This window comes from Bradyrhizobium niftali (assembly GCF_004571025.1).
In the GTDB taxonomy this organism is placed as follows: Bacteria; Pseudomonadota; Alphaproteobacteria; order Rhizobiales; family Xanthobacteraceae; genus Bradyrhizobium; species Bradyrhizobium niftali.
Genome location: NZ_SPQT01000018.1, coordinates 166,064 through 187,539, shown reverse-complemented (window position 1 = coordinate 187,539; position 21,476 = coordinate 166,064). Strand labels below are relative to the sequence as shown.

The 21,476-nt window shown below is 61.3% G+C and carries 21 protein-coding genes and 1 pseudogene; 10 read left to right on the top strand and 12 right to left on the bottom strand.

What is annotated here, in order from left to right; all coding sequences use genetic code 11:
* From E4K65_RS28300 to E4K65_RS28290, 3 genes are all read left to right on the top strand, one after another.
* Positions 1 to 1,190, top strand: a 1,190-nt coding sequence (locus tag E4K65_RS28300) for a transposase (protein WP_135176904.1), incomplete at its 5' end; no start/stop codon positions are given.
* 576 nt (positions 1,191 to 1,766) lie between these two features.
* Positions 1,767 to 4,349, top strand: a complete 2,583-nt coding sequence (locus E4K65_RS28295) for an autotransporter family protein (RefSeq protein ID WP_209312095.1) — start codon at positions 1,767 to 1,769, stop codon at positions 4,347 to 4,349.
* Positions 4,350 to 4,722: 373 nt separating this feature from the next.
* Positions 4,723 to 5,316, top strand: a complete 594-nt coding sequence (locus E4K65_RS28290; RefSeq protein WP_347340974.1) for a MarR family winged helix-turn-helix transcriptional regulator — start codon at positions 4,723 to 4,725, stop codon at positions 5,314 to 5,316.
* A gap of 134 nt (positions 5,317 to 5,450) precedes the next feature.
* On the opposite strand, the gene E4K65_RS28285 is transcribed toward E4K65_RS28290, so the two are convergent.
* A complete protein-coding gene (locus E4K65_RS28285; protein ID WP_167771227.1) occupies positions 5,451 to 6,176 on the bottom strand; it encodes a class I SAM-dependent DNA methyltransferase in 726 nt (241 codons plus the stop codon).
* A gap of 256 nt (positions 6,177 to 6,432) precedes the next feature.
* A complete protein-coding gene (locus tag E4K65_RS28280; protein WP_235885751.1) occupies positions 6,433 to 7,047 on the bottom strand; it encodes a Rossmann-fold NAD(P)-binding domain-containing protein in 615 nt (204 codons plus the stop codon).
* 88 nt (positions 7,048 to 7,135) lie between these two features.
* On the opposite strand from E4K65_RS28280, the gene E4K65_RS28275 reads away from it, so the two are divergent.
* Complete coding sequence (locus E4K65_RS28275; RefSeq protein ID WP_135176902.1) at positions 7,136 to 7,384, top strand: hypothetical protein; 249 nt, start codon at positions 7,136 to 7,138, stop codon at positions 7,382 to 7,384.
* A 16-nt stretch (positions 7,385 to 7,400) separates the two neighbouring features.
* Here E4K65_RS28275 and E4K65_RS47620 read toward each other — a convergent pair whose 3' ends face one another.
* Both E4K65_RS47620 and E4K65_RS47615 read right to left on the bottom strand, forming a co-directional pair.
* Entirely contained in the window at positions 7,401 to 7,565 is a 165-nt protein-coding gene (locus E4K65_RS47620; RefSeq protein WP_167771226.1) for a hypothetical protein, read from the bottom strand.
* Between the two features lie 126 nt (positions 7,566 to 7,691).
* Entirely contained in the window at positions 7,692 to 7,859 is a 168-nt protein-coding gene (locus E4K65_RS47615; protein WP_167771225.1) for a hypothetical protein, read from the bottom strand.
* A gap of 149 nt (positions 7,860 to 8,008) precedes the next feature.
* On the opposite strand from E4K65_RS47615, the gene E4K65_RS28270 reads away from it, so the two are divergent.
* Together E4K65_RS28270 and E4K65_RS28265 are read left to right on the top strand one after the other, a co-directional pair.
* Complete coding sequence (locus tag E4K65_RS28270) at positions 8,009 to 8,230, top strand: hypothetical protein (protein ID WP_135176901.1); 222 nt, start codon at positions 8,009 to 8,011, stop codon at positions 8,228 to 8,230.
* Between the two features lie 182 nt (positions 8,231 to 8,412).
* The gene (locus E4K65_RS28265) at positions 8,413 to 8,784 is read left to right on the top strand and encodes a YybH family protein (RefSeq protein WP_167771224.1); all 372 of its coding nucleotides are present in this window, start codon (positions 8,413 to 8,415) and stop codon (positions 8,782 to 8,784) included.
* Positions 8,785 to 9,419: 635 nt separating this feature from the next.
* Here the strand turns inward: E4K65_RS28265 and E4K65_RS28255 are convergent.
* Positions 9,420 to 9,782 carry a PRC-barrel domain-containing protein gene (locus E4K65_RS28255; RefSeq protein ID WP_135176899.1) on the bottom strand — a complete coding sequence of 121 codons (363 nt, stop codon included), beginning with the start codon at positions 9,780 to 9,782 and terminating at the stop codon, positions 9,420 to 9,422.
* 100 nt (positions 9,783 to 9,882) lie between these two features.
* On the opposite strand from E4K65_RS28255, the gene E4K65_RS47610 reads away from it, so the two are divergent.
* Entirely contained in the window at positions 9,883 to 10,071 is a 189-nt protein-coding gene (locus E4K65_RS47610; protein WP_167771223.1) for a hypothetical protein, read from the top strand.
* A 346-nt stretch (positions 10,072 to 10,417) separates the two neighbouring features.
* On the opposite strand, the gene E4K65_RS28245 is transcribed toward E4K65_RS47610, so the two are convergent.
* The 7 genes and pseudogenes from E4K65_RS28245 to E4K65_RS28215 form a co-directional block, all read right to left on the bottom strand.
* On the bottom strand, positions 10,418 to 12,292 hold the full coding sequence (locus E4K65_RS28245) for an alpha-amylase family glycosyl hydrolase (RefSeq protein ID WP_135176898.1): 1,875 nt from the start codon (positions 12,290 to 12,292) through the stop codon (positions 10,418 to 10,420).
* Positions 12,293 to 12,295: 3 nt separating this feature from the next.
* Entirely contained in the window at positions 12,296 to 14,749 is a 2,454-nt protein-coding gene (locus E4K65_RS28240; RefSeq protein WP_135176897.1) for a 3-keto-alpha-glucoside-1,2-lyase-like domain-containing protein, read from the bottom strand.
* A 398-nt stretch (positions 14,750 to 15,147) separates the two neighbouring features.
* Entirely contained in the window at positions 15,148 to 15,615 is a 468-nt protein-coding gene (locus E4K65_RS28235; RefSeq protein WP_135176924.1) for a GlcG/HbpS family heme-binding protein, read from the bottom strand.
* A 54-nt stretch (positions 15,616 to 15,669) separates the two neighbouring features.
* Entirely contained in the window at positions 15,670 to 16,338 is a 669-nt protein-coding gene (locus E4K65_RS28230; protein ID WP_235885750.1) for a hypothetical protein, read from the bottom strand.
* Positions 16,339 to 16,389: 51 nt separating this feature from the next.
* Positions 16,390 to 16,923 (bottom strand): annotated as a pseudogene (locus tag E4K65_RS50055) (Fe-Mn family superoxide dismutase).
* Positions 16,924 to 16,952: 29 nt separating this feature from the next.
* A complete protein-coding gene (locus E4K65_RS28220; RefSeq protein WP_167771222.1) occupies positions 16,953 to 17,864 on the bottom strand; it encodes a DUF1259 domain-containing protein in 912 nt (303 codons plus the stop codon).
* Positions 17,861 to 18,115: a hypothetical protein gene (locus E4K65_RS28215; protein ID WP_167771221.1), complete on the bottom strand. Its 255-nt coding sequence runs from the start codon at positions 18,113 to 18,115 to the stop codon at positions 17,861 to 17,863. Before E4K65_RS28215 ends, E4K65_RS28220 begins: the two co-directional genes overlap by 4 nt.
* 600 nt (positions 18,116 to 18,715) lie before the next feature.
* On the opposite strand from E4K65_RS28215, the gene E4K65_RS28210 reads away from it, so the two are divergent.
* The 3 genes from E4K65_RS28210 to E4K65_RS28200 are packed head-to-tail and all read left to right on the top strand — an operon-like array spanning position 18,716 to position 21,151.
* Positions 18,716 to 19,747, top strand: a complete 1,032-nt coding sequence (locus tag E4K65_RS28210) for a Cj0069 family protein (RefSeq protein ID WP_135176896.1) — start codon at positions 18,716 to 18,718, stop codon at positions 19,745 to 19,747.
* A 4-nt stretch (positions 19,748 to 19,751) separates the two neighbouring features.
* Positions 19,752 to 20,348: an ABC transporter ATP-binding protein gene (locus E4K65_RS28205; protein WP_135176895.1), complete on the top strand. Its 597-nt coding sequence runs from the start codon at positions 19,752 to 19,754 to the stop codon at positions 20,346 to 20,348.
* The gene (locus E4K65_RS28200) at positions 20,345 to 21,151 is read left to right on the top strand and encodes an ABC transporter permease (protein WP_135176894.1); all 807 of its coding nucleotides are present in this window, start codon (positions 20,345 to 20,347) and stop codon (positions 21,149 to 21,151) included. The genes E4K65_RS28205 and E4K65_RS28200 overlap by 4 nt, the downstream gene beginning before the upstream one ends.
* Positions 21,152 to 21,476 lie beyond the last annotated feature (325 nt).

Here is a 21,476-nt window from a genome sequence, read left to right as displayed (position 1 = left end):
TGATCCGGATGCTGGTCGTGGGATATGTCTTTGCGATCCGTTCGGAGCGGCTGATCTGCCGTGAAGTGCAGGTGAACCTTGCCTATCGCTGGTTCTGCAAGCTCGGGATCGAGGACGCTATCCCGGATCATTCGGCGTTCTCGCGCGCCCGCAACGAGCGCTTCCGCGAGGGAGATGTATTTCGCCACATGTTCGAGCGGGTCGTGGAGGCGTGCATTGCGGCCGGCCTGGTTGGCGGCGATGGCTTTGCTGTCGATGCGAGCCTGATCCAGGCTGATGCCAACAAGCAACGCTCGATCGCAGGTCAGGATTGGCGCAAGGACCGCGATCCGCAAAGGTCCAGCCGCGCGGTGAAGGAGTATCTGGCGACCCTCGACGATACAGCGTGGGGCGCCGCCAGCGACGTTGTGCCGAAGTTCGTCTCCCCATCCGATCCCGCGGCGCAGTGGACCGGAGCTCACAAGGGACCGGCATTCTTCGCGTACTCCGACAATTATCTCATCGACGTGAAGTTCGGCGTCATCGTTGATGTCGAGGCCTCCCGCTCCATTCGCCAGGCCGAGGTCGGAGCAGCGAGGACCATGATTGAGCGAACGGAGGAACGCTTTGGTCTCAAGCCGGAGCGGCTTATCGGGGATACCGCTTACGGGGCCGCTCCAATGCTGAACTGGCTGGTCGAGGAGAAGGGCATCGCGCCACATATCCCCGTGTTCGACAAGTCGAAGCGGAATGATGGCACCTTCTCGCGCAGCGACTTTCGATATGACCCGACCAGCGACGTCTACCATTGCCCGGGCGGAAAGCGGCTTGGGACGAGCGGTACCGCGCACGAGGGCAAGACCCTTCTGTATCGCGCAAGCAAGCTCGACTGCAATGCATGCCCGCTCAAACCGCAGTGCTGCCCAACGGAGCCATCACGTAAGATCCCACGCGATATCCATGAGCATGCCCGAGACGTTGCCCGGTCGTTGGCTGGCACCAAAGGCTTCGAGCGGTCGCGGCATGAGCGCAAGAAGATCGAGATGAGGTTCGCATACTTGAAGCGCATCCTGAAGCTTGGTCGGCTCCGACTGCGTGGTCCACGAGGCGCGCAGGACGAGTTTGTTCTGGCCGCCATCGCTCAGAACCTGCGGCGGCTCGCATCGCTAGTTGCGCGACCGCCACCCGCCCAGGCTCTGTGTACTGCGTAGCGTAAAAGTTGCGTAGAGAGCGTCGGGGTCGCGGGACCAGCCCCGTTACCCCAAGTGAAATGGCCGAACCACATCACCAGTCACTGCCGACTTCTGCAACAAAATCGGCCCGAAGGCGAACTGCGGTTTGGCTCAGATATGGTCTGCTAATCGGGGCGGACCGGAAGTGAGGCAGCGCCCATCAAGTTGGCGTTGTTGACCCGATGCAGACCTTAATTCTGAGGCGCGCAGGTGTATGTCGCTGCACCGTTTGCAGGCTGCTTGCCAGTTCCCTAATTCAGTCGCGCTCACGTTGCATCAAAGACACAATGCCTGTTTTTGCTTCGACTAACGCGCAGCGTCGTTGTCGAACCCACCTGCGTCATTTACCGTAGTGGTCGATAACAGGTCGCGATCCGCTTGTGACTACAACCGCGCGGCTCGTTGAGAGGCTGAGATAAGATGCGCGAATGCATCGGGGCTGCAACGACTTCACGACCGATCGATGACAAGCGGCAGTTGTACCAAACGCGTTCACTACTCTCTCGCAGAGGCGCTCAATTCCGTCGTCTGCTGCTGACGAGTGTCTCGGTGGCCATGCTATCGGCGCTGCTGCCGCGATCTGTGGCAGCACAAGGCTGGAGCGGCAGCACGAGTTCCGACTGGACCGTCGCTGCCAACTGGATAGGCGGAATTCTGCCCAGTGCCGGTGCCGCGGCCGGCATCAATACAGTGTCCCCCAATCCGACCATCCTCGGCGTCAGCGGTGCTGCGTCGGCTGCGGTGGGCACCTTCGGCGTCGCTGTGTCAGCTGCAACGTCCGGCAGCCTGACAATTCAGAACGGCAGCACGCTGACGAGCGGCGGCACCCTGTCTCAGGTCGGTTCGGGCACGGGAAGCACCGGCATCGTGACGGTGACCGGCGCCGGATCGCGGTGGATCGTATCCAGTACGACGTTCCTCATCGGCAATGCCGGCAACGGCACACTCAACATTGCGGATGGAGCGACCGTCGTCGCCCAGAACGGGATGAGGCTCGGCAACCTTGCCGCAGGTTTCGGCACGCTCAACATCAGCGGCGGTGGCGTCCTGGAGACAACCGGTCTGGTTGCGGGCGCCGGAGCGCGGCAGATGAATTTTGACACAGCCACCGTCCGCGCCCTGGCCAGCAACAACACCTTTTTTGGCGGATCAATCACCCAGATCAATGTCGCCGCCGGCGGGTTGACGGTCGACACCAACGGATTCACCGTCGGCACTCTCGGATTCAGCGGCGTCGGCGCGCTGACCAAGACGGGTGCCGGAACGTTCAGCCTCCGCTCCGGGAGCACCCGCACCGGCGAAACGGTGATCCAGCAGGGCACGCTTGCGCTGGCCGGCCCTGCCGGCTCTGCCACTGATGCCCTCGCCAACTCGAGCCGGGTGGTCGCGAACGCAACATTCGATATTTCGGCGATAATAGGTGCCGGCTCGCATATTCAGAGTCTGGCCGGCACCGGCACCGTCAACCTGGGCGCCAAAGACCTGATCGTCACCAATGCGAACGATACGTTCGCCGGAGCCATCAACGGCAGCGGCGGACTGACGCTCGCGAGCGGCACGCAGACGCTGGCGGGGGGCAACACCTATACCGGCGCGACCACGTTGAGCGGGGGCACGCTACGAGCCGGCGCGGCGGGCGCTTTCAGTGCCGCTTCCGCCACTGTCGCAAACGCTGGCACGACATTAGACCTGAACGGCTTCAATCAGACGGTGGCCTCGCTTGATAACGCCGGCACCGTGCGAACCGGCGGCACGCCGGGGACCACACTGACGGTGACCGGGAACTATGTCGGCAACGGCGGCACGCTGCTTCTCAACACCGCGCTCGGCGGCGACAACTCGGCCACGGATCGCCTCGTGGTGCAGGGAAACACGTCCGGTTCCTCCACGCTGCGGATCACCAATGTGGGCGGCGCTGGCGCGCAGACGATCGAGGGCATCAAGGTGATCGACATTGCCGGTAGCTCAAACGGGAGCTTCGTCTTGCAGGGCAATTACGTGCTGCAAGGCCAGCAGGCCGTCGTCGGCGGTGCCTACGCCTATACGCTGCAGAAGAACGGGGTCAGCACGCCGGCGGATGGCGACTGGTATCTGCGTTCAAGTCTCATTAATCCGCCGACATCGCCACCTGCCGGACCGCTCTACCAGCCCGGTGTTCCCCTCTACGAGAACTATGGACAGGTGCTGCTCGGCATGAACCAGGCGCCGAGCCTGCAGCAGCGCGTCGGCAACCGTTATTGGAACGGCACCGAGGCGATGGCGCGCGCCGGCGTCAACACGGCGCCGGCGGCGGATGGCTCGTGGACGCAATCGGCATTCTGGGGCCGCATCGAGGGCGGGCAGAGCGAATTGCGGCCGTCGAACACGACAGGCTCGACCTACAATGCCGACGAGATGAAGGCGCAGGTCGGTCTTGACGGCGTTGCGCTCGACAACGATCGCGGCCGGTTGATCGTCGGCCTCACCGCGCAATATGGCCTGACGACGGCCAACATCAATTCGTTCTTCGGCAACGGCCGCATCCGTGCCGAGGGAACGGGGGTGGGAGCGACCGCGACCTGGTATGGCCATGACGGCTTCTATGTCGACAGCCAGGCGCAGACCATGTTTTACCGCAGCGACCTGTCATCGGCGCTCGCGGGCAGCTTGACGCATGGCAATGAGGGCATCGGCTACACGTTCAGCGTCGAAGGCGGCAAGCGGATTGCGGTCGGCAACGGCTTCTCGCTGACGCCGCAGGCGCAGCTTTCCTATGCGAAGGTCGACTTCGATGCCTTCGCCGATCGGTTCGGCGCGCCCGCCTCGCCGGGCAATGCCGACAGTCTGCTCGGCCGCGTCGGGCTGTCGCTCAATCATCAAAATGTCTGGAACGACGCCTCGGGCATCATCCGCTCAGACGTCTACGCGATCAGCAATTTGCACTACGAGTTCCTCAACGGCACCAGGATCGATGTCGCCGGCACAGGCTTCGCCAATACCAACGACCGGCTGTGGGGCAGCATCGGCGGTGGCGGCACCTATAGCTGGGCCAACGGCCGCTACGCCGTGTTCGGCGAAATCACCTATCGCGCGAGCCTCGAAGACCCCAGCGAAAACCACAGCTACAGAGGCACTGGTGGCTTCCGCGTCACCTGGTGAATGTCGGACTCTGCTCGCTTCGCGTTCTTAGCCGTGACACACGCAGGTCCGGAATTGGCCCGTCGCTTCCGTTGGCAGGGTGCCGCTGCATATCCGCTCACAGCGGCAGACCGGAAGTTTGCAGCCGGGTGCCAGTTCGGCGGCTTGTGCCCCAAAGCCGACGTCGTGATTCAGCGTTGAGGGGAACGCCGCATCTTCGGGAAACTTGCAATCCCCTCTCTGTGCTCTCCCTGCGGGTACAATGCTCAGAATTTATTTTGAGACGGCCTCGGCACCCTCACAGCAAACCTAGGTATGTCTTGCGCGGCTCGACTTGCCGTGCCCTCACATACCCTGTGTCTAATAAGTTGCAATCGGGGCGGGCTGGCAGGAGATGATCAGAGCAGCACGGCAAGCAGTCGATCTGCTACTGCGAGCGGAGAATACTTGGCGTTTTGAAGATCCTCAGCACGGATTGAGTGATCAAGAATGGATGGTGTTGCGCTTTTTGGCTCGTGCGAACAGCTTCTCCCGCAGCCCTTCCGCATTGGCCCAATTCGTTGGGACCACTCGATCAGCCGTGTCGCAGCTACTCAAAGGGCTTGAAGCCAAAGGTTACGTGGAGCGCAGACCGTCCGTCGAGGACAAACGCTCTGTAAGCCTCCGTGTGACTCCGCAAGGCGATAAGATGCTGACCCGCGATCCAATCGGGCCGCTTGTGAACGCGATCAGTGCCCTTGAGCTTGGTGCCAACAATTTTCGAGACGCGCTCCGAGACGTTTTAGGTCGACTAGGCACCAATCAGCACCGTCACCACGCCGACAATTGCGGCGAGTGCATTTTCTTGAGCAGTGCGAGCGACCCGGCCAAAGGCAAAGCACAAATGGAATTCACATGCCGATTCTTCCGGAGTGGCATCAACAGCGCCGAGATGGATCTCTTATGTTTTAAGTTTGAGCAACGACGACTCGATCGTGCTGGCGGATAGGACCGCTCATGGCCCATCGGCGAAGTTGCGCCAAGTCTGACGGAGGTCCGCTCATGGCGGCAGAGCGGTCCAGATTTGCTCAACCTGAGTGCTTCGCATTTTGACCCTATCCGGACTAGCCGCACAGTCCTGAATCAAGCCTCTTTGCTAATCGACGTCCCAGGAGTCGCTATCTTTCGCCAGACGAGCATGTACGAAACCGGCTTGTTTACATAGCGCCGCCAAGCAGGCCGCTCCGCGATCCAAGACCTATCAACGACAGCTTCTTCGACCTCGGCCAACGTGAAGTCGTTGGCGGTTGCGGCGGTAAAGTGATCGCTAAAGAGATGAATGTAGTTTCGAATTGCGACTTGGCTGCCGTCACGGCGATCGAAGTGGGTTGGAATACCATTCAATAGAAAATATTGATGAAAGCCGATGGTGACGAGAAGACCATCGGCTTTGAGAAGTCGACTACTCTCGGCATAGTACACTTCTAAATCTTCCACATGCTCTACCGCCATCGAGTTTATGATCAGGTCGTAAGAAGTGCTGGGAAGACCACTGAACAACATGTCGGCTAGTTTCAACGCTCGATAGCAACCCTTGCGGGAGGCTTGCTCCAGCATTCGTTCGCTTAGATCGATGCCGTCGATGTTCTCGATGAGCCGCTGCTTAAGCCAGCAGCCAATCCGTCCGGTGCCGCAGCCGAGGTCCAACGCATCGCGAAACGTTGCACTCTTAAGGCTGAGAGACTTTTCAAGAAGCGGCAAGTCCAATTGCTCGCTGACTGTGGCATCATAGAATTTAGACCATTCATCATACCCGGCCGCTGCTGAAACTGTTTGGTATCCTCGTGTATCATGAGAGGAAAAATCCATGGGTTTCTCCGGTTTCTGCCGGCCCAACTCGTGACGCCGACCGCTGTAGATGACCGACTCGATGATCACCATTGGAAAGCTGAATCTAGCTTGGGTGCCGCGCCTGGATTTATGTTAGCTGCCGTTTGGCCACTGAGCCAATGTCTCTTTGTGGCCCGAAGGCGAAGGTCGGCTGGCGTCCCGGCACGTCCGCACTTGGGGCCAGACCGGAAATGTCCGATATACGGCTCACGGAATCCGCGACCGCCAGCCGCGTCTAAGCCTGAGGAAGGGCGATGCCCGTCAGCTCGCCGAGACGCGCAATGAGCTGATCCTGGAACTGAGGATCGACCGCCTCGCCGGCCGGCTGCTCCTGCCGTAGGTGATGCCAGTACCGGCCGCTCTCCATCGCGGCGGGATCGTCGCTTACCGCCAGCCAGGCCTGGGTTCGTTGTCCGGTCTCGAGGTCCACCGGTGCGCCAGGGCCGCCCATCTTCGTATGCACCCAGCCGGGATCGACGGCATTGCTCAGCACTGTCGGCCAGCGCCGCGCCAACGCAAAAGCCAGCGCCACAGCATGAAGTTTGCTTTCGGCGTAGGCCTTCGCTGGATCCCAGTTACGCTTCGTCCAATCGAGGTCGGTGAGCGAACCTTCGCCGCCGCGATGCAGGCCGCTGCTGAGATAAATCAGGCGACCAGGGCGCTCGATCAGCGCCGTCAGCATGTACGGTGCCAGCGTGTTGATCGCGAGAATTCCGGCGTGCCCCTCGGGTGTCGAGCCGCGAATTGTCTGCGCGTAGACGCCCGCGTTGTGAATGATCGCATCCATGCGACCGATGGCGTTGACCTGATCCGCGATGCTCCTGGTATCAGCCGCGCTGAAGGCGCTCATCGTGGCCAACGACTTCCTTCGAGGCTCAGCTCGTCGAGCTCAGCGCGCGGGCGGCTTCCAAGGGCGCGCGAACCCAAGGATGAGGCAGATGTCTGAAGTGACCTACTATGTCGCTCTGCCGTTCGTTTTCTCCGACGACGGCATAGCCGCCGGCGAGGCGGCGGAGTGCCTGAGTGCCAACGCCGCGGTGATGCGGGCCGAGGCCCTCTCTCGCAAGCCAGGGCATGCCGGCGCCATCGCCTTCTCGCGGACCGGCGACCCGTCGTCCGGCGACTTCAGCGACGCCAGGCTGATCCGCAAGTTCGGCGACGTGCCGGATGACCTCAGCTCACTGTGAGCGCGGAGCTGGATCATTACTCAGCCGAGGTGTCGGCGTCTCCTGGAACGAGGAGGCTGAGCGCGGTCTCGATCTGCGCCAGCAGCCGTTCGATTTCCTGGCGTTCGTTCGGGCCCGGATCGCCCTCGAGCTGCTCCAGCAGCCGCTCCTTCCGCGCAAGCAGCTTTGCGACCGTCGACATCGCGTCCCCTCACATCTTCGCACCTACAAACGAGTTGGTGCGGCGACGACGAACTTGCCAGTCCTGCTATTGCCGTCCTAATTCGTTCTCGGAAGCATCCTAACTCGTCTGAACCGTTGATCTAGCTCAACGGCCGGTCTGCATCCCGACGAACCATCGGCCATGACTGAGCCCGAGAAACCAAAACGGGTTGAGGAAGCCAAGCCCTCCCGGGTCGAGGAAGCTCGGCGCGTCATCGAGGAGTACGCGAACGACCTTCGCGAGATCATCAGGAAGCTGCGCCAGAGGCTGCATTAAGGCCGCCTCAGATGGTGGCCTCTACCTCCTGATTTGCGAACGTCTAAAAAAGACCGTCTAAGTTCGTGTGGCAGGATCTGCGCCCGAACCAACGATTGCTCTTCCGTTGTGCTGCATCGTGACGCCACGTGCGCCGGAGGAAATCCATGAGGACCGACCCGCGCCAGCATCTCGATCCCGGCAGCGAGGGGGACCCGACCTATCTCGAGTCGCTGATCCGCGAGGATTACGCGCGATGCCATCCCGGCGAGACCTTGGACGATCTCAAGCGGCGCGCGTCCTTTTCGAGAGAGGACCGAGGACTGCTGCGGGACTGGATGGCGGTAGCGGCGGCGCGCGCTGCGGCCCCATGCAGGGCTAAGGGATAGCGCCAGGCCGCGCCCTCGTGAAAGAATCGGCGGCTTGTGCGTGGCGCCGTACCGGGTCAAACTACGGAGATTGCCGCTCGCAAACGGAGCAACCACATATGAATCCTTTCAGTCGCTCGCTCATACCCATGCTCTTGGTCGCATGTGGAGCGGTCTCAGCACGCGCAGACGATAAGGCCGACGTGCTTGCAGCGAACACGCAGGTCGAACAGGCGTTTTCCAAGCTGGACGTCAAGGCTATCGAGGCGACTTGGGCCCAGGACGGGTCTGTTTCTGTCATACACCCCGCAAGCAAAGTACCGATCGCGGGTTGGGAGGCCGTCCAAAAAAGTTACGCGGACCATCCGGTTCGGTACAAGGACTTTTCCGTTGTGATGGACAATCCGCAGATAGCGGTCAACGGCAACATCGCTTGGGTCGTAGGTGTTGAAAAGGTGTACGCGCACCGAGCGAACGGCGACGTACTCGACATTTCGGCGCTTGCGACTAACATATTCGAAAAGCGCAGTGACAAGTGGCTGCTGGTGCACCATCACGCGAGCCGTATGCCTTAACCGCTGAACACGCGCTGGCAGCGCCGTTGACCACGTCAATCAGGCTGTGGCTCCGCTCTAACGGCGCCCTGGCACTCGACGATCCGCTGCCCACCGTTGCCGGCCCGACCGAAGGACTGAGCTTACAACAATCCTGGTTCAACTAGGCGAGGCCCTATTGTCGAGCAGCTGCGAGACGGCGGCAGCCAATTGCACCGGGGCAAAGAGCTTCTGAATCAGGACGCTGCCGTCGACGCCCTGCGATTGCTAGTCAGGGGCGCTGGCGCTCGTCATGTAGACCACAGGAAAGCCAGGCGTGATTTCCCTGATCTGCCGCGCCAGCTCCCAGCCGCTGATGCCGTCACCCAGGTTGCGTCAGCAGGACCCGACATCCCTCGCGGCCGTCGCAAAAAGTGGACATGGCCTCCTCCCCCGAATGAACCGAGTAGGCCTCGAAGCCGACGTCAGACAAAGCGTCCTGGACGAAGCTGGCGATGAGAGCCTCATCCTCCACGACCAGAACACGAACGGCATCACTCACTTTCAAGTCCCCTCGGCGACCGAGCCGGGTCGCCTCGCGTGCGGCGGTGCGTTGGTCCGCGGTCCGGCGGAAGCGACCTCCGCCGTCAGCCAGGCGGGCACCGGAGTACGCCGTATCAAGCCACTGGCACACCGTAATAGGCGTTCACCGAGCGCGTCGTCGCGGGGTCGCTCCAGTTCCAAGTGCTCTCATCGGCGTATTTGGGGGCGCCGCGGAGCTGGTCCTGGGTGATGCCGGTGACGTAGCCGCCGAGGTTGGTGTCGTATTTCAGCGCCTGCCAGGGCAGCGGATAGTGATCGTCGCCGATGCCGAGCAGGCCGCCGAAGCTCAGCACCGCGTACGAGACCTTGCCGTTGACCTTGTCGATCATGACGCGCTCGATGTAGCCGACCTTTTCCCCGTCGGCCCCGTAGACATTCGTGCCCTCGACCTTGTCGCTTCCGATCAGGCTGAAGGTCTCGCGATCTTCCATGGCCATGTTGACCTCCCAGATGTTGTCTTCTGGAGTCAACGGGAGGACGATGGCTCCGTTCCTGGCAAAGCCTCGGTGGCCTTGTTCTGGGCGAGTGGAGTTCGGGATGGAACTAACCGATCTGGAGCGCGAATTTTTGAGGAAGCTGCTCGGCGAATCCTGGGTCAGCCCGCCGATGTTCGACCATGAGATTGTGGCACGGCTGGTGGAGCTCGGTCTCGTGGAGACCGAACCGCTTCCATCCGGCGATATCGAATACCGGATCACTGACGCGGGGCGAGCGGCGGCCACGTAAAACGCAATTCGGCAGTTCCCGGCTGGACGATCGATCGGATGACCTGGGCCGCAACGCTTGCCTGCAAGGGCGGCCCAGGTCCAAGGTTCCTGCGAGGCAGCGGAATGCCGCGGCGGCACCCTGGAGGTCTCAAGTTCGGAGGAACGATAATCGTTGTATCCAGGATCCTGCAGAACTTAGCCATCGGCCGAGGGCGCCTCACAGGTTAGAGGAACGCCCCCGAATCGTCGAAGTTGGCATCCGACATGTAACGAGAAGCTCCGACAACTGCCGCCGCCTCGCCAGGTCACTCCGGAGCGGCGTTGTGCCAGTCTTACTCGACGACAAAAACGTGCGTGGATGGAGCTTACGTCAGCGTCCAAACTCGTCCGTAGTGCGAGGGAATGTCCAGCCAGACCTGCTGCAGCGCAGGAACATTCTTCAGATCTAGAGCGCCCCCATGCAGCTCTTCGACGTAGTCGCCGGCCTTAGGAAACCAGAACGGAACGGTCCGGTCGGTGTCGCCGAAATTAATGGCGATCAAGGTGTACCTGGCGCCGTCGTAACGCGCGAACAGCAGGATGCCGAACTGCTGGTACCGGTCCCAATCATTGAAGAAGAAGTACGTGCCTTGACGAATGTGGTCTCTCTGCCGCCGAATGCGCAGCAACCTGCGCACCAGGCTCACGATCGGCCGGCCTGACTCATCGTAGAAAAAGTCCCAACGCATGGGCCGCAGCAGCGATACCCGGCCCATTCCGAGATCGGGCAGAAAATAGTTCTCCGCAAACTCCTCGCCTTGCCAGAGCATCGGAATGCCTTTGCTCATCAGCAGACAGATCAAATAGGGCTGCAGAAGGTACCAGCGCCTGCGGTCGCCCTCCGCGAACAGTGGATTGCGTGCTTCGTCCGGATTGGAGGTACCGAAGTTGCACAGAAATCGTTCGTGGTCGTGGTTTTCGATATACTGGAGCGCGGTCTTGGGAATGTCGTCGCCGTTGACTGTTTCCCGGTCAGGGTAGCCAAACAGCCCGAGCTTCATGCCGAGGTCTGCGAGCTGGCCGCGGTCACCCTGGGCCACCGCGCGGGCCGCGCCGAAGGTGCCGTTCTGCCAGGTGCTGTTGGAGTAGCTGGACCGCAGCACGTCTTCCGGGGCTTCGAGCTGCTCGGCCATTTGAACCAGCGCCAGCGGCTTGCCGGGGCCTCCTTCGAAGCGGCTCCAATACGGATGGCCTGACGCGATGTTCGCCTTCGTGAGTTGGTACGTTTCATAAACGAGGCTGGCGTAACCGACGCCCATCGCCCCGTCCCAGTAATTTGGAACGCAGTCGTAGCGGAAGCCGTCGACGTGATACACATCGAGCCAATGGTGATTGGCCGTATAGAAGTAGTCTCGCGTGATCTCTCGATTGAAGTCCGTGCTCTTGCCGAAATTGCTGAAGTAGTCCTTGGCAAACGGCCCCATGAACGGATTCTCTCGGTACTGCAGCCGCGTGTAGGCATCGTAGTACGGGAAATCCACGCCGGCGTGGCCATAGACGACGTCAACGATCACGGCGATCCCGTGTTGGTGGCAGATGTCGACCAGCTGCTGGAAGTCCGACCGCTTGCCGAAGCGCTCGTCGACCCCGAAGTAGCCGATCGGCAGATAGCCCCAGTCGACCGAGCTGCCGACATTGGACAGCGGCATGATCTCGATGGCGTTGATCCCGAGGTCAGCCAGGTAGGCGACGAGGCCGCGGGCGCGGTCGAGATCATCGCCGAACTCCGCGATGTTCACCTCATAGAGGATCAGATCCGCCAGCGCCGGCGTTCGCCACTGGGCCTCGCCGGCGCTCCAGACGTACGGTTGGTATCCCAAGGTGAAGGCGGATTGTTTGCCTACACCGAACTCGCGCGCAAAGGGGTCGATGATCCAATCCAGCGTGCCGACGTCCGGATTGGTGATCGTATAGCGGTAGACATAACGGCCCGGACTGCCCCAGGCGGAGCCAAGCACCGCGGGCGGAGTCCCGGCGATGGGGACCGCGACCGACCAGAAATCCCCGTAGGGCGGACGAACACTGTGCACGAGCTGAAACTCGCGGGCCGGCATCTCCTGCAGAAACTGGTCCGCCTCATGGATGATCTTCACGGTGACGACGTTGCCGTCGGCCGCCGACACCCAGGGGAGCCAGAGTCCGAACGTGACGGTGCCGTTCGTCTCCACGGCACCCAATGATCCCAGCGGCATCAGGTTCATCGGTCACAGGGCCTTCCACTGGATGTTGCGGAAGAGCACGCGGCCCGTATGCGTCTGCAGGCCGATGAAGCGCGGGTCCTGTGCGGTCGATGGAAGTCCGCGGCGCGGAGACTGAGGATCGCCCGCAAAATGGAAGAGATTGATCGTCTGTCCATTCAGGACGACGGTGATGTCGGCGCCATCGACGGTGATCTGGTATTCATTCCACTCTCCCGCCGGGCGAACGACCGATGGACCATCGGTCGGCCCCTTGAAGCCGTAGACCGCACCTGTCCGATGGATAGGCGCGTTATCCGGACGGGCCAGTTCGTCGATCTGGATCTCAAAGCCGAAATTGACGCCGACATAGGCCGTGTTGTCGTAGCCTTCGTTGCGGGGATCCGGGAAACCGATGAACACGCCGGAATTGTTGTCCGCCGCGGTCATCATCCATTGCAACCGCAAAACGTAGCGGGCGGGTGTCGGTCTCTTGAGCCAGAGCAGGCCCAGATCTGTTCTGGTTCGTCCCTCGAGCACGCCCCGCCGGACCCGGAACGAGCCGGGATCGTCCCGCCCGGGCTGGTTGCTGATCGTCGACATCGTCCAGTCACCGAGCGAGGTGCCATCGAACAGCGTCTCGAAGCCCGCATCGGCCGCGAAAGGCGGCGGCGTCATGATGAGGTCGCCGGTGCGGCGCGACAGCGCAATGCCGGTCAGCATCGGGTTGGGTGAGCCGATGCTCGGGAACAGCGCCGGGCCGGCCGCATAGAGATTTTCGGTGTGATGGAAACGCCCGTTGCCATCCGTGACGCTCGCGGTCGGGTCGGTCCCCATCCAAAGCGTCCCGGCTTCATGATGGGTCGTCCCGAGACCGTCTTGATTGTTCTGGAGTACCTGCATCGGCTGCCCGTTGGCAAAAATGGCGGCGACCTGTTGCATGGCCGCGTCCATTGCGCCCCAGAGCTCCTGATCCCGTGGCGTCGTCGTGAGCGCGACCGATGCGCGACGAATTCCGTATTCGTCGGTGCGCGAGCTCAAATCGACACGGCTTGGGTGGGCAGTAAGGTTAGCCGGATCGACGGGCTCCATCTCTCCGAGCCCCCTTATTGCGATAGCCACGTGTGTATCGTTGGAGGTACGAAGCTGGTCGTAGAAGTCGACATCCGGAACCTTGCGGTAGAGTTCATCCTCTCCGCCAACCGTATTGCCGCCGCCGCTCGCTGAAATCTGAAGATGGAAGCGGCCGATCAGATCCCCGTTCGGTCGGGTCGCTCGCCCCTTCACGAAGAGCGCGGCGGTTTGCAGTTCATTGACGGTCGGCGAGAGACCGGAAATCGCTGCGCGAGGCACGCGGATGACGAGATTTGAGCGAAGGTGGGCGATCAGATTCTCGCCGATGAGCGGCAAGGTCGGAAGTCCCGTTGTGTCAAACGACGCCAACGCAAGCCTAGCGTTCTCAATCGTCCCGAGCGCCATGATAACGGCACCGCCCGGCGCCAGATCGATTGGGCCGCGGCTTGTATCGATGCCTGCAACGCGCCAAGTACCGCCAGCAGTCGGAACTGTACGGAGCGACAAGACGTGCGTGTCCGGCAGTACCATGAACTCCTTAACTGCATCATTGCCGTTGGAGTCGCTTGCCGCCGTCCGGGCCGCCTTCATCAGGAGTGGAACGACGCTGAATTTGTTCAGCGGAAAGAATCCCGCATGGGGCGGCCGCGCCTGTACCGCGAGGGGCGCCTCCAGCTTCAGTAAATTCAGCAGATCGTTTTGAGAAAGTCCGCCAGTAGACGTCAGACCGAGTAGCTGTGCAGGCTCAGCGCCGGGCTTCAAAAGCGGCGACGGCGGAAGCGCGTCGAGGGAAAACACACCTGGGACGCTGGCAAGATTGTCGAAAAGTCGACGTCGCAAGGCGTTCTGTAGTTCGCCGGCGATGAAATCGTTCGCCTCGTCGACACCGATCTGCCGGGAGCTCTCGTCAAAATAACGGGTGTTCAGATCGGCCACGGTGCTGGGCGGCCATGTCGCCATTTCTTCATCGAGGAGACGCGGCGACCACCCGCCCCAGTAAAGCGATCTACCACCCAGCGTATATGCGAGCCCCTTGAAGGGAATGGTCGACTTCCAGGGGATGCCCCAGACCTCGTTGCGTGGCGGCTCCGGCTGCGGCAGGTTTTCGTTCAGGAAGAATGGATTAGCCGGGTCGGCGAACCCCTGAATTCCGGTGTTCTGGACGTGCTCGGGCACGGTGAACATCCCGGCCTCGACGATCAGCGTCCGCAATCCGCCGCCGGTCTGTTTTTGACGGAACCACAAATGCTCGGCGATCGCCGAGCCGAACGTTCCACCTCCCACAATAATGAAATCGAACGGACGCCCGCCTGCGGATTTCCAGGCATCAACCTCCGCGAGGTTGTTGCAAAGATAGCGGCCCTGAACGTCTTTGGTGAACGAGGTCGTCTCCGTACTGATCGGCATTGCCCGCCTCCTGGTGCAAACCTCGAACTTGCCTTCCCTCAGTGAGGCACGATCTCCTTCAACCTAAAATGAGCTAGTTCACAGATTACTCCTTTTTTAAGTGCCGTAGCGTGTCAAGCTCGCTGCGGCAACAAAGGGTTTTCAGGACAGGGGGAGTCCAGTTCGACGACGTACTTCGGCAAATGATGGTCGCAACCCAATGCCAACCCGGCGGTCGGCGCGTGCCGCTCAGCGCCTCCATCGCCGCGCGTGACTTTTCCAACTCCGAGCTCGCACCTACTCTTGGCAAGCGGTAAGCGGACAGCGTGGGACCAATTGTTAACCTTGGTCGGCCTTCTCTGAATTCCTTCACGAAGCGGGCGACAACAGATCTTGGTACCAAATGGCACCGGCTGAGGTCAGAATTCCAGCTTATCCCTTATGGCGTCGATACCGGCCCGCGCACACGCTTCGTCAGCGTCACCGCCGGGAGCTCCGGAGACCCCTATCCCTGCGACCAGCGAACCGCCCGCTTCGACCATCAGCCCTACCCCAATGATGACCACTTCAGGAAGGTCGCGAATGCCCGACTGCATCATGCCGGGCTGACTGATCGCATTCAGCTCTGTCGTGCTGGTCTTGAACGAGGCAGCCGTCCAAGCCTTGCCCGACGCCGTTGGCGGTGTGTGGGGACCAGCAAAGCGATTACGCAGCATCACTTGCGGCACGCCGAAGCGATCGACAACGGCGACTTGGTAACCACGGGCGCGGCAGCTGCTTAACGCAGCGCGCGCGAGATCGAGCGCCAACTCCGGAGTTAGTAATTTGTAGGCGATCACGCCTTCTTCCGCCCGCAGTGGGTAGGTGGACGCAATCACCAGGGCCATCGGTACCGTCAGGCATCGAAAGCTCGTGATTATTTCCAGCCAGGCGAAGAACACCTATTTAAGCTCACCATACGTCAGATCATCGAACAGGGTCACACTATCCGCCTTGGTCCATAGGCCGATCATGCCCGAGTGAGCAATCGTGGCGTCCTCCACCTCGAACAATGGCCTTCCGTCATACGTCACCTTGAACCGGGTTCCTGCGAAATCACAGCGCAGCGCGTGCCATTGCCCGGACAGCACGGGCGTGTTGACGCCGTAGCCGCCTTTCCGACCCACGATCTCCAGAGGCGATCGAACGCCTTTGATCGTCTTGTAGAGCACGACGTTGTCCTCCAGAGCATTTGCCCTGACCACGTAGTAATTGTCGGCATCCGTCGCGCGCCAGATAATCCCCGCGGCGCGATCCTCCGACCCGGTCACCGCCTTGAATTTTACCTCGACGAAGCCGTCGCGGATGTCGGTATCGCTTTTGATCGCTAACGGAAAAGTCGCCCGTCCGGATTGCTTGAGGACATTGGGCTTGCTTGGCGCCGTGGGGTCGGCCTCAACGGTCCATTTCGGTTTTCCCTTCCCCGTCATCGTAAAGATCCACCCTTCGGGCGGGCTTCCCACAGTAGCTTGGTCAAAATTTAGGATTTCGGCCATGGCTTTCCCTCCCGTTAACGAAGCCAGCATGGAGGCTAGGGCAAGACTCGCCAGTGCATGTCTCACGATCTTCACGCACCCCTCCTCGTCTCATTCACTCGATCAGCGACACATGCGCGTCGCCTCTCAGGTTTCTCCAGCGAATTGTTCGTAAAGTCTGGCGGCGTTATCCCAGCGAATGGCCTCCATGTAGACGTTCACGTAGCGGGCGGCCGCCGCGCCGAAGTCCAGGTGGTAGGCGTGCTCATGCTTGTCGAGTATCAGCACGGGGTGACGGCCGGCGAGCGTCGTCGTGTGATCGGCGCCCCACGCCGCCTGTCGCGAGGGGAATACGAAAGTATCACCCACCCGGAGCCGCCGCCTTCGGCCTTCGATCGCGTCCGCGAGAGCGCCGCTCGGTCTGCCCGCCCCTCCTAGGCCGTCGAATTAGACCTATGCAAGATCATCGAATTCGATGCGATCAACTCCTCCCGATTCAGGCCGTTGATGACGAAATTCAGTGCTTTGGCGAAGTCGAGGTCGGCAAGCTGGGCTTGCCGATAGCGCTGAGCCGCTTCACCGCGCCGACCTAATTGTTCTCGTAGTGGCTGACGAGTATCTTTTCGGAGATGCCGCTGATCGAATTCGGATGAACGGCATCGGTTTGGCTTGGTAAGGCATCGCTACTAATCCTTCCTCCAATCTTCGACTCAGCTCTTCATGCTGGCGGTCTTATCAAGCGCCGCGCGCAGGCCCTCGGCCAGCTTGACGGCGTCGTCGTTCGCCCAGAAATGCATGAAGAAGAGTCGCGGCTGTTCATCCAACATGTGGCTGTGCAGCGCTGTCACCTCGATGCCATGCGTCCGCAGCGCCACGATGACCGGGTTTACCTCGTCGCTGGTCAACACAAAGTCGCCGGTGATGGCCGCCTTACCTCCTCCGGTGGGTTGGAAATTGATGCCGATCGCGACGCCCATCGCACCGACGGGCGTCAGCGGCATACCGTCTTGCGTGATCGGATCGCGCCGCTTCACGTTGTACTGGTAGACGCCTCCGTTGGCCTGCCCCTTGACACCGATGATTTGGTCGAGCTTCGCCGTGTCGAGATCGACGGCGAGCGGCGGATTCGCCGCCACCGGGACCGTCAACGGCGTCTTGCTTTCGGCCAGCGCGTCGTGGATGGCCGAGGCCAGCTTGACGGGGTCTCCATGACCGGCGACATGCATGTAGAACGTCGCCGGGCTCGCCCTCAGCAGGTGGTTGTGCACGGCGGTGATCTCGAGACCGCTCGCGATCATCTTGGCCATGACGGGATTGATCTCCGTCTCGAGGAGCACAAGGTCTCCCATTACCATGGCACCGCCATGCGCGGGCTTGAACGCGACCCAGCCGCCCAGCGCCAGCGCCGGCCTGATCGTCACTCCGTCCAAAGTCACCGCGAGGTCCGTGCGCGGGAAGCCGTAGCGGTGAACGTCGTCCGAGACCGCGGGCTTGCGGCCGAGCGTCTCATCGACCCTCTGCCAGTCGACGCTTTGCGCATGGGCCGCCGGGATGAACGGTCCGGAAACCGGCGACAGTACGCACGCGCCGATGCCGATCAGGGCCGGAATTGCCGTTCTCATCGCGATGCTCCTTCCTCGGTCTTTTGTTCTTTGATCTGGCCGCTGCTGTCGACGACGAGCGTCACTGGCTTGCCCTCCTTCACTGCCTTGGCGGTGGTGCCTTCGGCCGTCGACTTGATTTCGCTCACCTGCGAGTAGCCAGCCGCCTGAATCTTGGCGACCAACTCCTCTTGGGTCAGGGCGTGAACCGGCGACAGCCCACCCGCGATCGCCAGCACTATGGCGGCCCAATAGATCATTTGTGCTCGCATCCTCGTTCTCCCTGGTTGTTCCCGCCCCAGGTGAAATTCCGTCCGCGATACTTCCTGATTTGGTGCTCGCCAGCCGCAGCAGGATGTCCGTGACGTGTGAAGCGACGAGAACCACACGAGATGCCCGATCTTCGCCGAGATGCGAGAGCGCTGGGCGCCCGGAATCAAGCGCATGTCGCGGAGGGGTCCTCGACGATGCACGCATCTGAGCGCAGGCGCGGCCGCCGTGCCTATCAGTCGAGACAGTTTGTCGGGTGAAATGGAAGAGTATGATGAAGACATGCTGCGCCCTCGGTAACTAAGGACGCGATTCTTGGGCATGTCGCCTCACGGGGAGATCGCAAATCCCCGTGGACCGAATTCAAAACCCTGAAGACGAAGCTGTCAACCCGCGTGAACTCGACACTACACGCTGGGAAGTCACGAAGATTTCACTGGTTCCGACTGCGACACCGCGTGGGCGGCACCAGGCAGAATTCCTGTCCCGTCGCCTTGAAAGGTCCAGGCGTTCTCACATAGAGTGTTTTCGAGGGGACAAGCAGACTCCCCGTGAGACCTCGGTCCAAACGCTGCGCAGCACGTAATACGTGGAGCTTGCGCATGACCAAACGTCGATCCTCATCCCAATATTCCGTGGCCATTCTCTCGCGAGGCGACGCTGCCACCCGCCGCGATGCCACCCCTCAGAACAGCCGCTTCGTGCATGTCTTCGAAGCGCTCACCGCCGTCGGCATCGAGGCACGCCCGGCGATCTACGATGAGAGTTTCGCCGAGGAGGTCCGCGAACAGTTGCTCACGGTCGACGGTGTGCTCGTCTGGGTCAATCCCATCCAGGATGGTCGAAGTCGCGCCGGCCTTGACGCCCTGCTGCGCGATGTCGCCGTCCGGGGCGTGTGGGTCAGCGCTCATCCGGACGTCATCCTCAAGATGGGCACCAAGGAGGTACTCTACCGCACCCGCTCGATGGCGTGGGGAAGCGACACTGCGCTCTATCAGACCGCCGAGGCGATGCGCGCCGAGTTGCCAACGCGGCTCGCCGCCGGTCCGCGCGTGATCAAGCGCAACCGGGGTAACGGCGGCCAAGGCGTTTGGAAGGTTGAGAGGCTGCCGACTTCTCCCATGCTGAGGGTGCTGGACGCAACAAAGGACGCCTCCGAAGAATTGACGCTGGACGATTTTCTCCGTCGCTGCGGGGAGTATTTCGAAAACGGCAGCGTGGTTGATCAGCCATACCAGCCTCGCCTGGGAGAAGGCGTGGTGCGCTGCTATATGGCGGGCGATCGCTGCGCCGGGTTTGGTCATCACAAGGTCAAGGCACTTGTCGACTCGCCGGCCGTACGTTCCGAAGCTAGACCGCGGCTGTACACATCCAACGCAGACCCGCGCTTCCAGCGGCTGCGCCGGTTTATGGAAGGCGAATGGACGCCGCAGCTCATGTCCTTGTTGGATATTCCGCGATATGATTTGCCTATGATCTGGGATGCTGACTTCATGCTCGGTCCAGACTTGGCCGACGGGACCGACAGCTACGTCCTCGGCGAGATCAATGTCAGCTCGGTGCATCCTTACCCGGAGGAAGCGCCCGCAGAGATCGCCAGGCGAGTTTTCGATCGGCTGCAGCGCAAGCTTTGACGCCATGCTGACGGTTACCGGGCTCAAGCGCCTGCACATCTCCGTGTCATTCAACTTGCAGGACGGCGAATGCGTCGCATTGCAAGGGCCCTCTGGGGTCGGGAAGACTCTGTTGCTGCGCTCCATCGCGGATCTCGATCCCAACGAGGGAACGGTCAAGCTGGACGGAATACTCAGGGAGGCGATGCCCGCCCCAGCCTGGCGAAAGCGAGTGACCTACCTAGCCGCCGAGCCGGGCTGGTGGTCCGACATCGTGCAGGAACACTTCAAGGGCTGGGATGATGCGCTACCACTGGTCGCACGCTTAGGGCTGCCGACCAGTTGCGGCTCCTGGTCGGTCCAAAGACTTTCAACCGGAGAAAGACAACGGCTGGGGCTTGTGCGGGCACTCATGTTGCGATCGCGGGTGCTCCTGCTGGATGAGCCGACGTCGGCGCTCGACTCGGCATCCGCAGCGGCCGTCGAATCCGTGATCGCCGAACGCGTTTCGAATGGAACGAGCGTCGTCTGGAGCACGCACGATGATGCCCAGGCAAGGCGCGTCGGGTCAAAGGTCTTGGTCATGAGTGCCGAGGGTGGCATCGAGGAAAAGCGGCCATGACTTACATCCAACTGACGTACGGTGATTTGATCCTGCCCGCGCTCCTCGTGCTCATGGACGGGGTTCTCTCCCTTGCTCTGCGCCTCAAGCTTGAAAAACAACTCGCCATCGCGACCGTACGGATGGTGCTCCAGCTAGTGCTCGTTGGTTACGCGCTGACGTTTCTGTTCGCCGCGGTGTCGCCGCTCTGGACCGCCCTCGCCGCCTTCATCATGGTGCTCTTCGCTTCACGGGAGATCGTCGCGCGACAGAAGCGGCCCCTACCAGGTTTTTGGAGCTACGGCCTGGGCGCGGGATGCACGCTGCTCGCCGCCGGCATTGTTACGATATTTGCGCTCCTGACGGAGCTACGTCCGGTTCCCTGGTATCATCCACGCTATGCGCTGCCTTTGTTGGGCATGATCCTGGGCAACACCATGACGGGTATAAGTCTGGGCTTGGACGTACTGACAAATGGCTTGGTTCGTGAACGGGCGGCCGTAGAAGCTTGCCTTGCGCTCGGCGGCACCCGGTACCAGGCGCTGCTGCCGATCCTGAGGGATGCAATGCGGAGCGGGCTGATGCCGACCATCAATGCGATGGCCGCGATCGGTCTTGTCTCTCTTCCAGGGATGATGACCGGCCAAATCCTTGCCGGCGTCGAGCCAATAGACGCGGTTAAATACCAGCTCTTGATCATGTTCTTGATCGCTGGCGGGACAGGATTGGGGACGCTCGCGGCAGTGATGGGAGGTGCTCGCCTGCTCACGGATCATCGACATCGACTACGCCTCGATCGAATTCCCGCTGAAAAGTCCACTTAGACGCTTACAGGATTCCGAGATCCTCGGGAGCGGTGAAGGCATTCTTTGACGCCCTTTGATTCTTTCGAGGCAACCGCTGCTCCATCAACGCTCCTCCCCTTGCGCGACCTTGCTCCCGTCGCTTACGTGGTTGGTCGGGCGTCCGGTTGCTCGGGTGCCCACAGTCACCGCGAGAATTCGGCCAGCCGATCTCGGCTAAAATGGCCAAGTCGCCCTTCCGAAACCCTTGCTTTGGGGAGCGGTTGGCTGATCGCGGCCCGCTCCGGAAGGCCTCCCACAAGCTGAACGTACACCTGAAGGCCTGTCCAGGGCTCGCGGCGCCAAG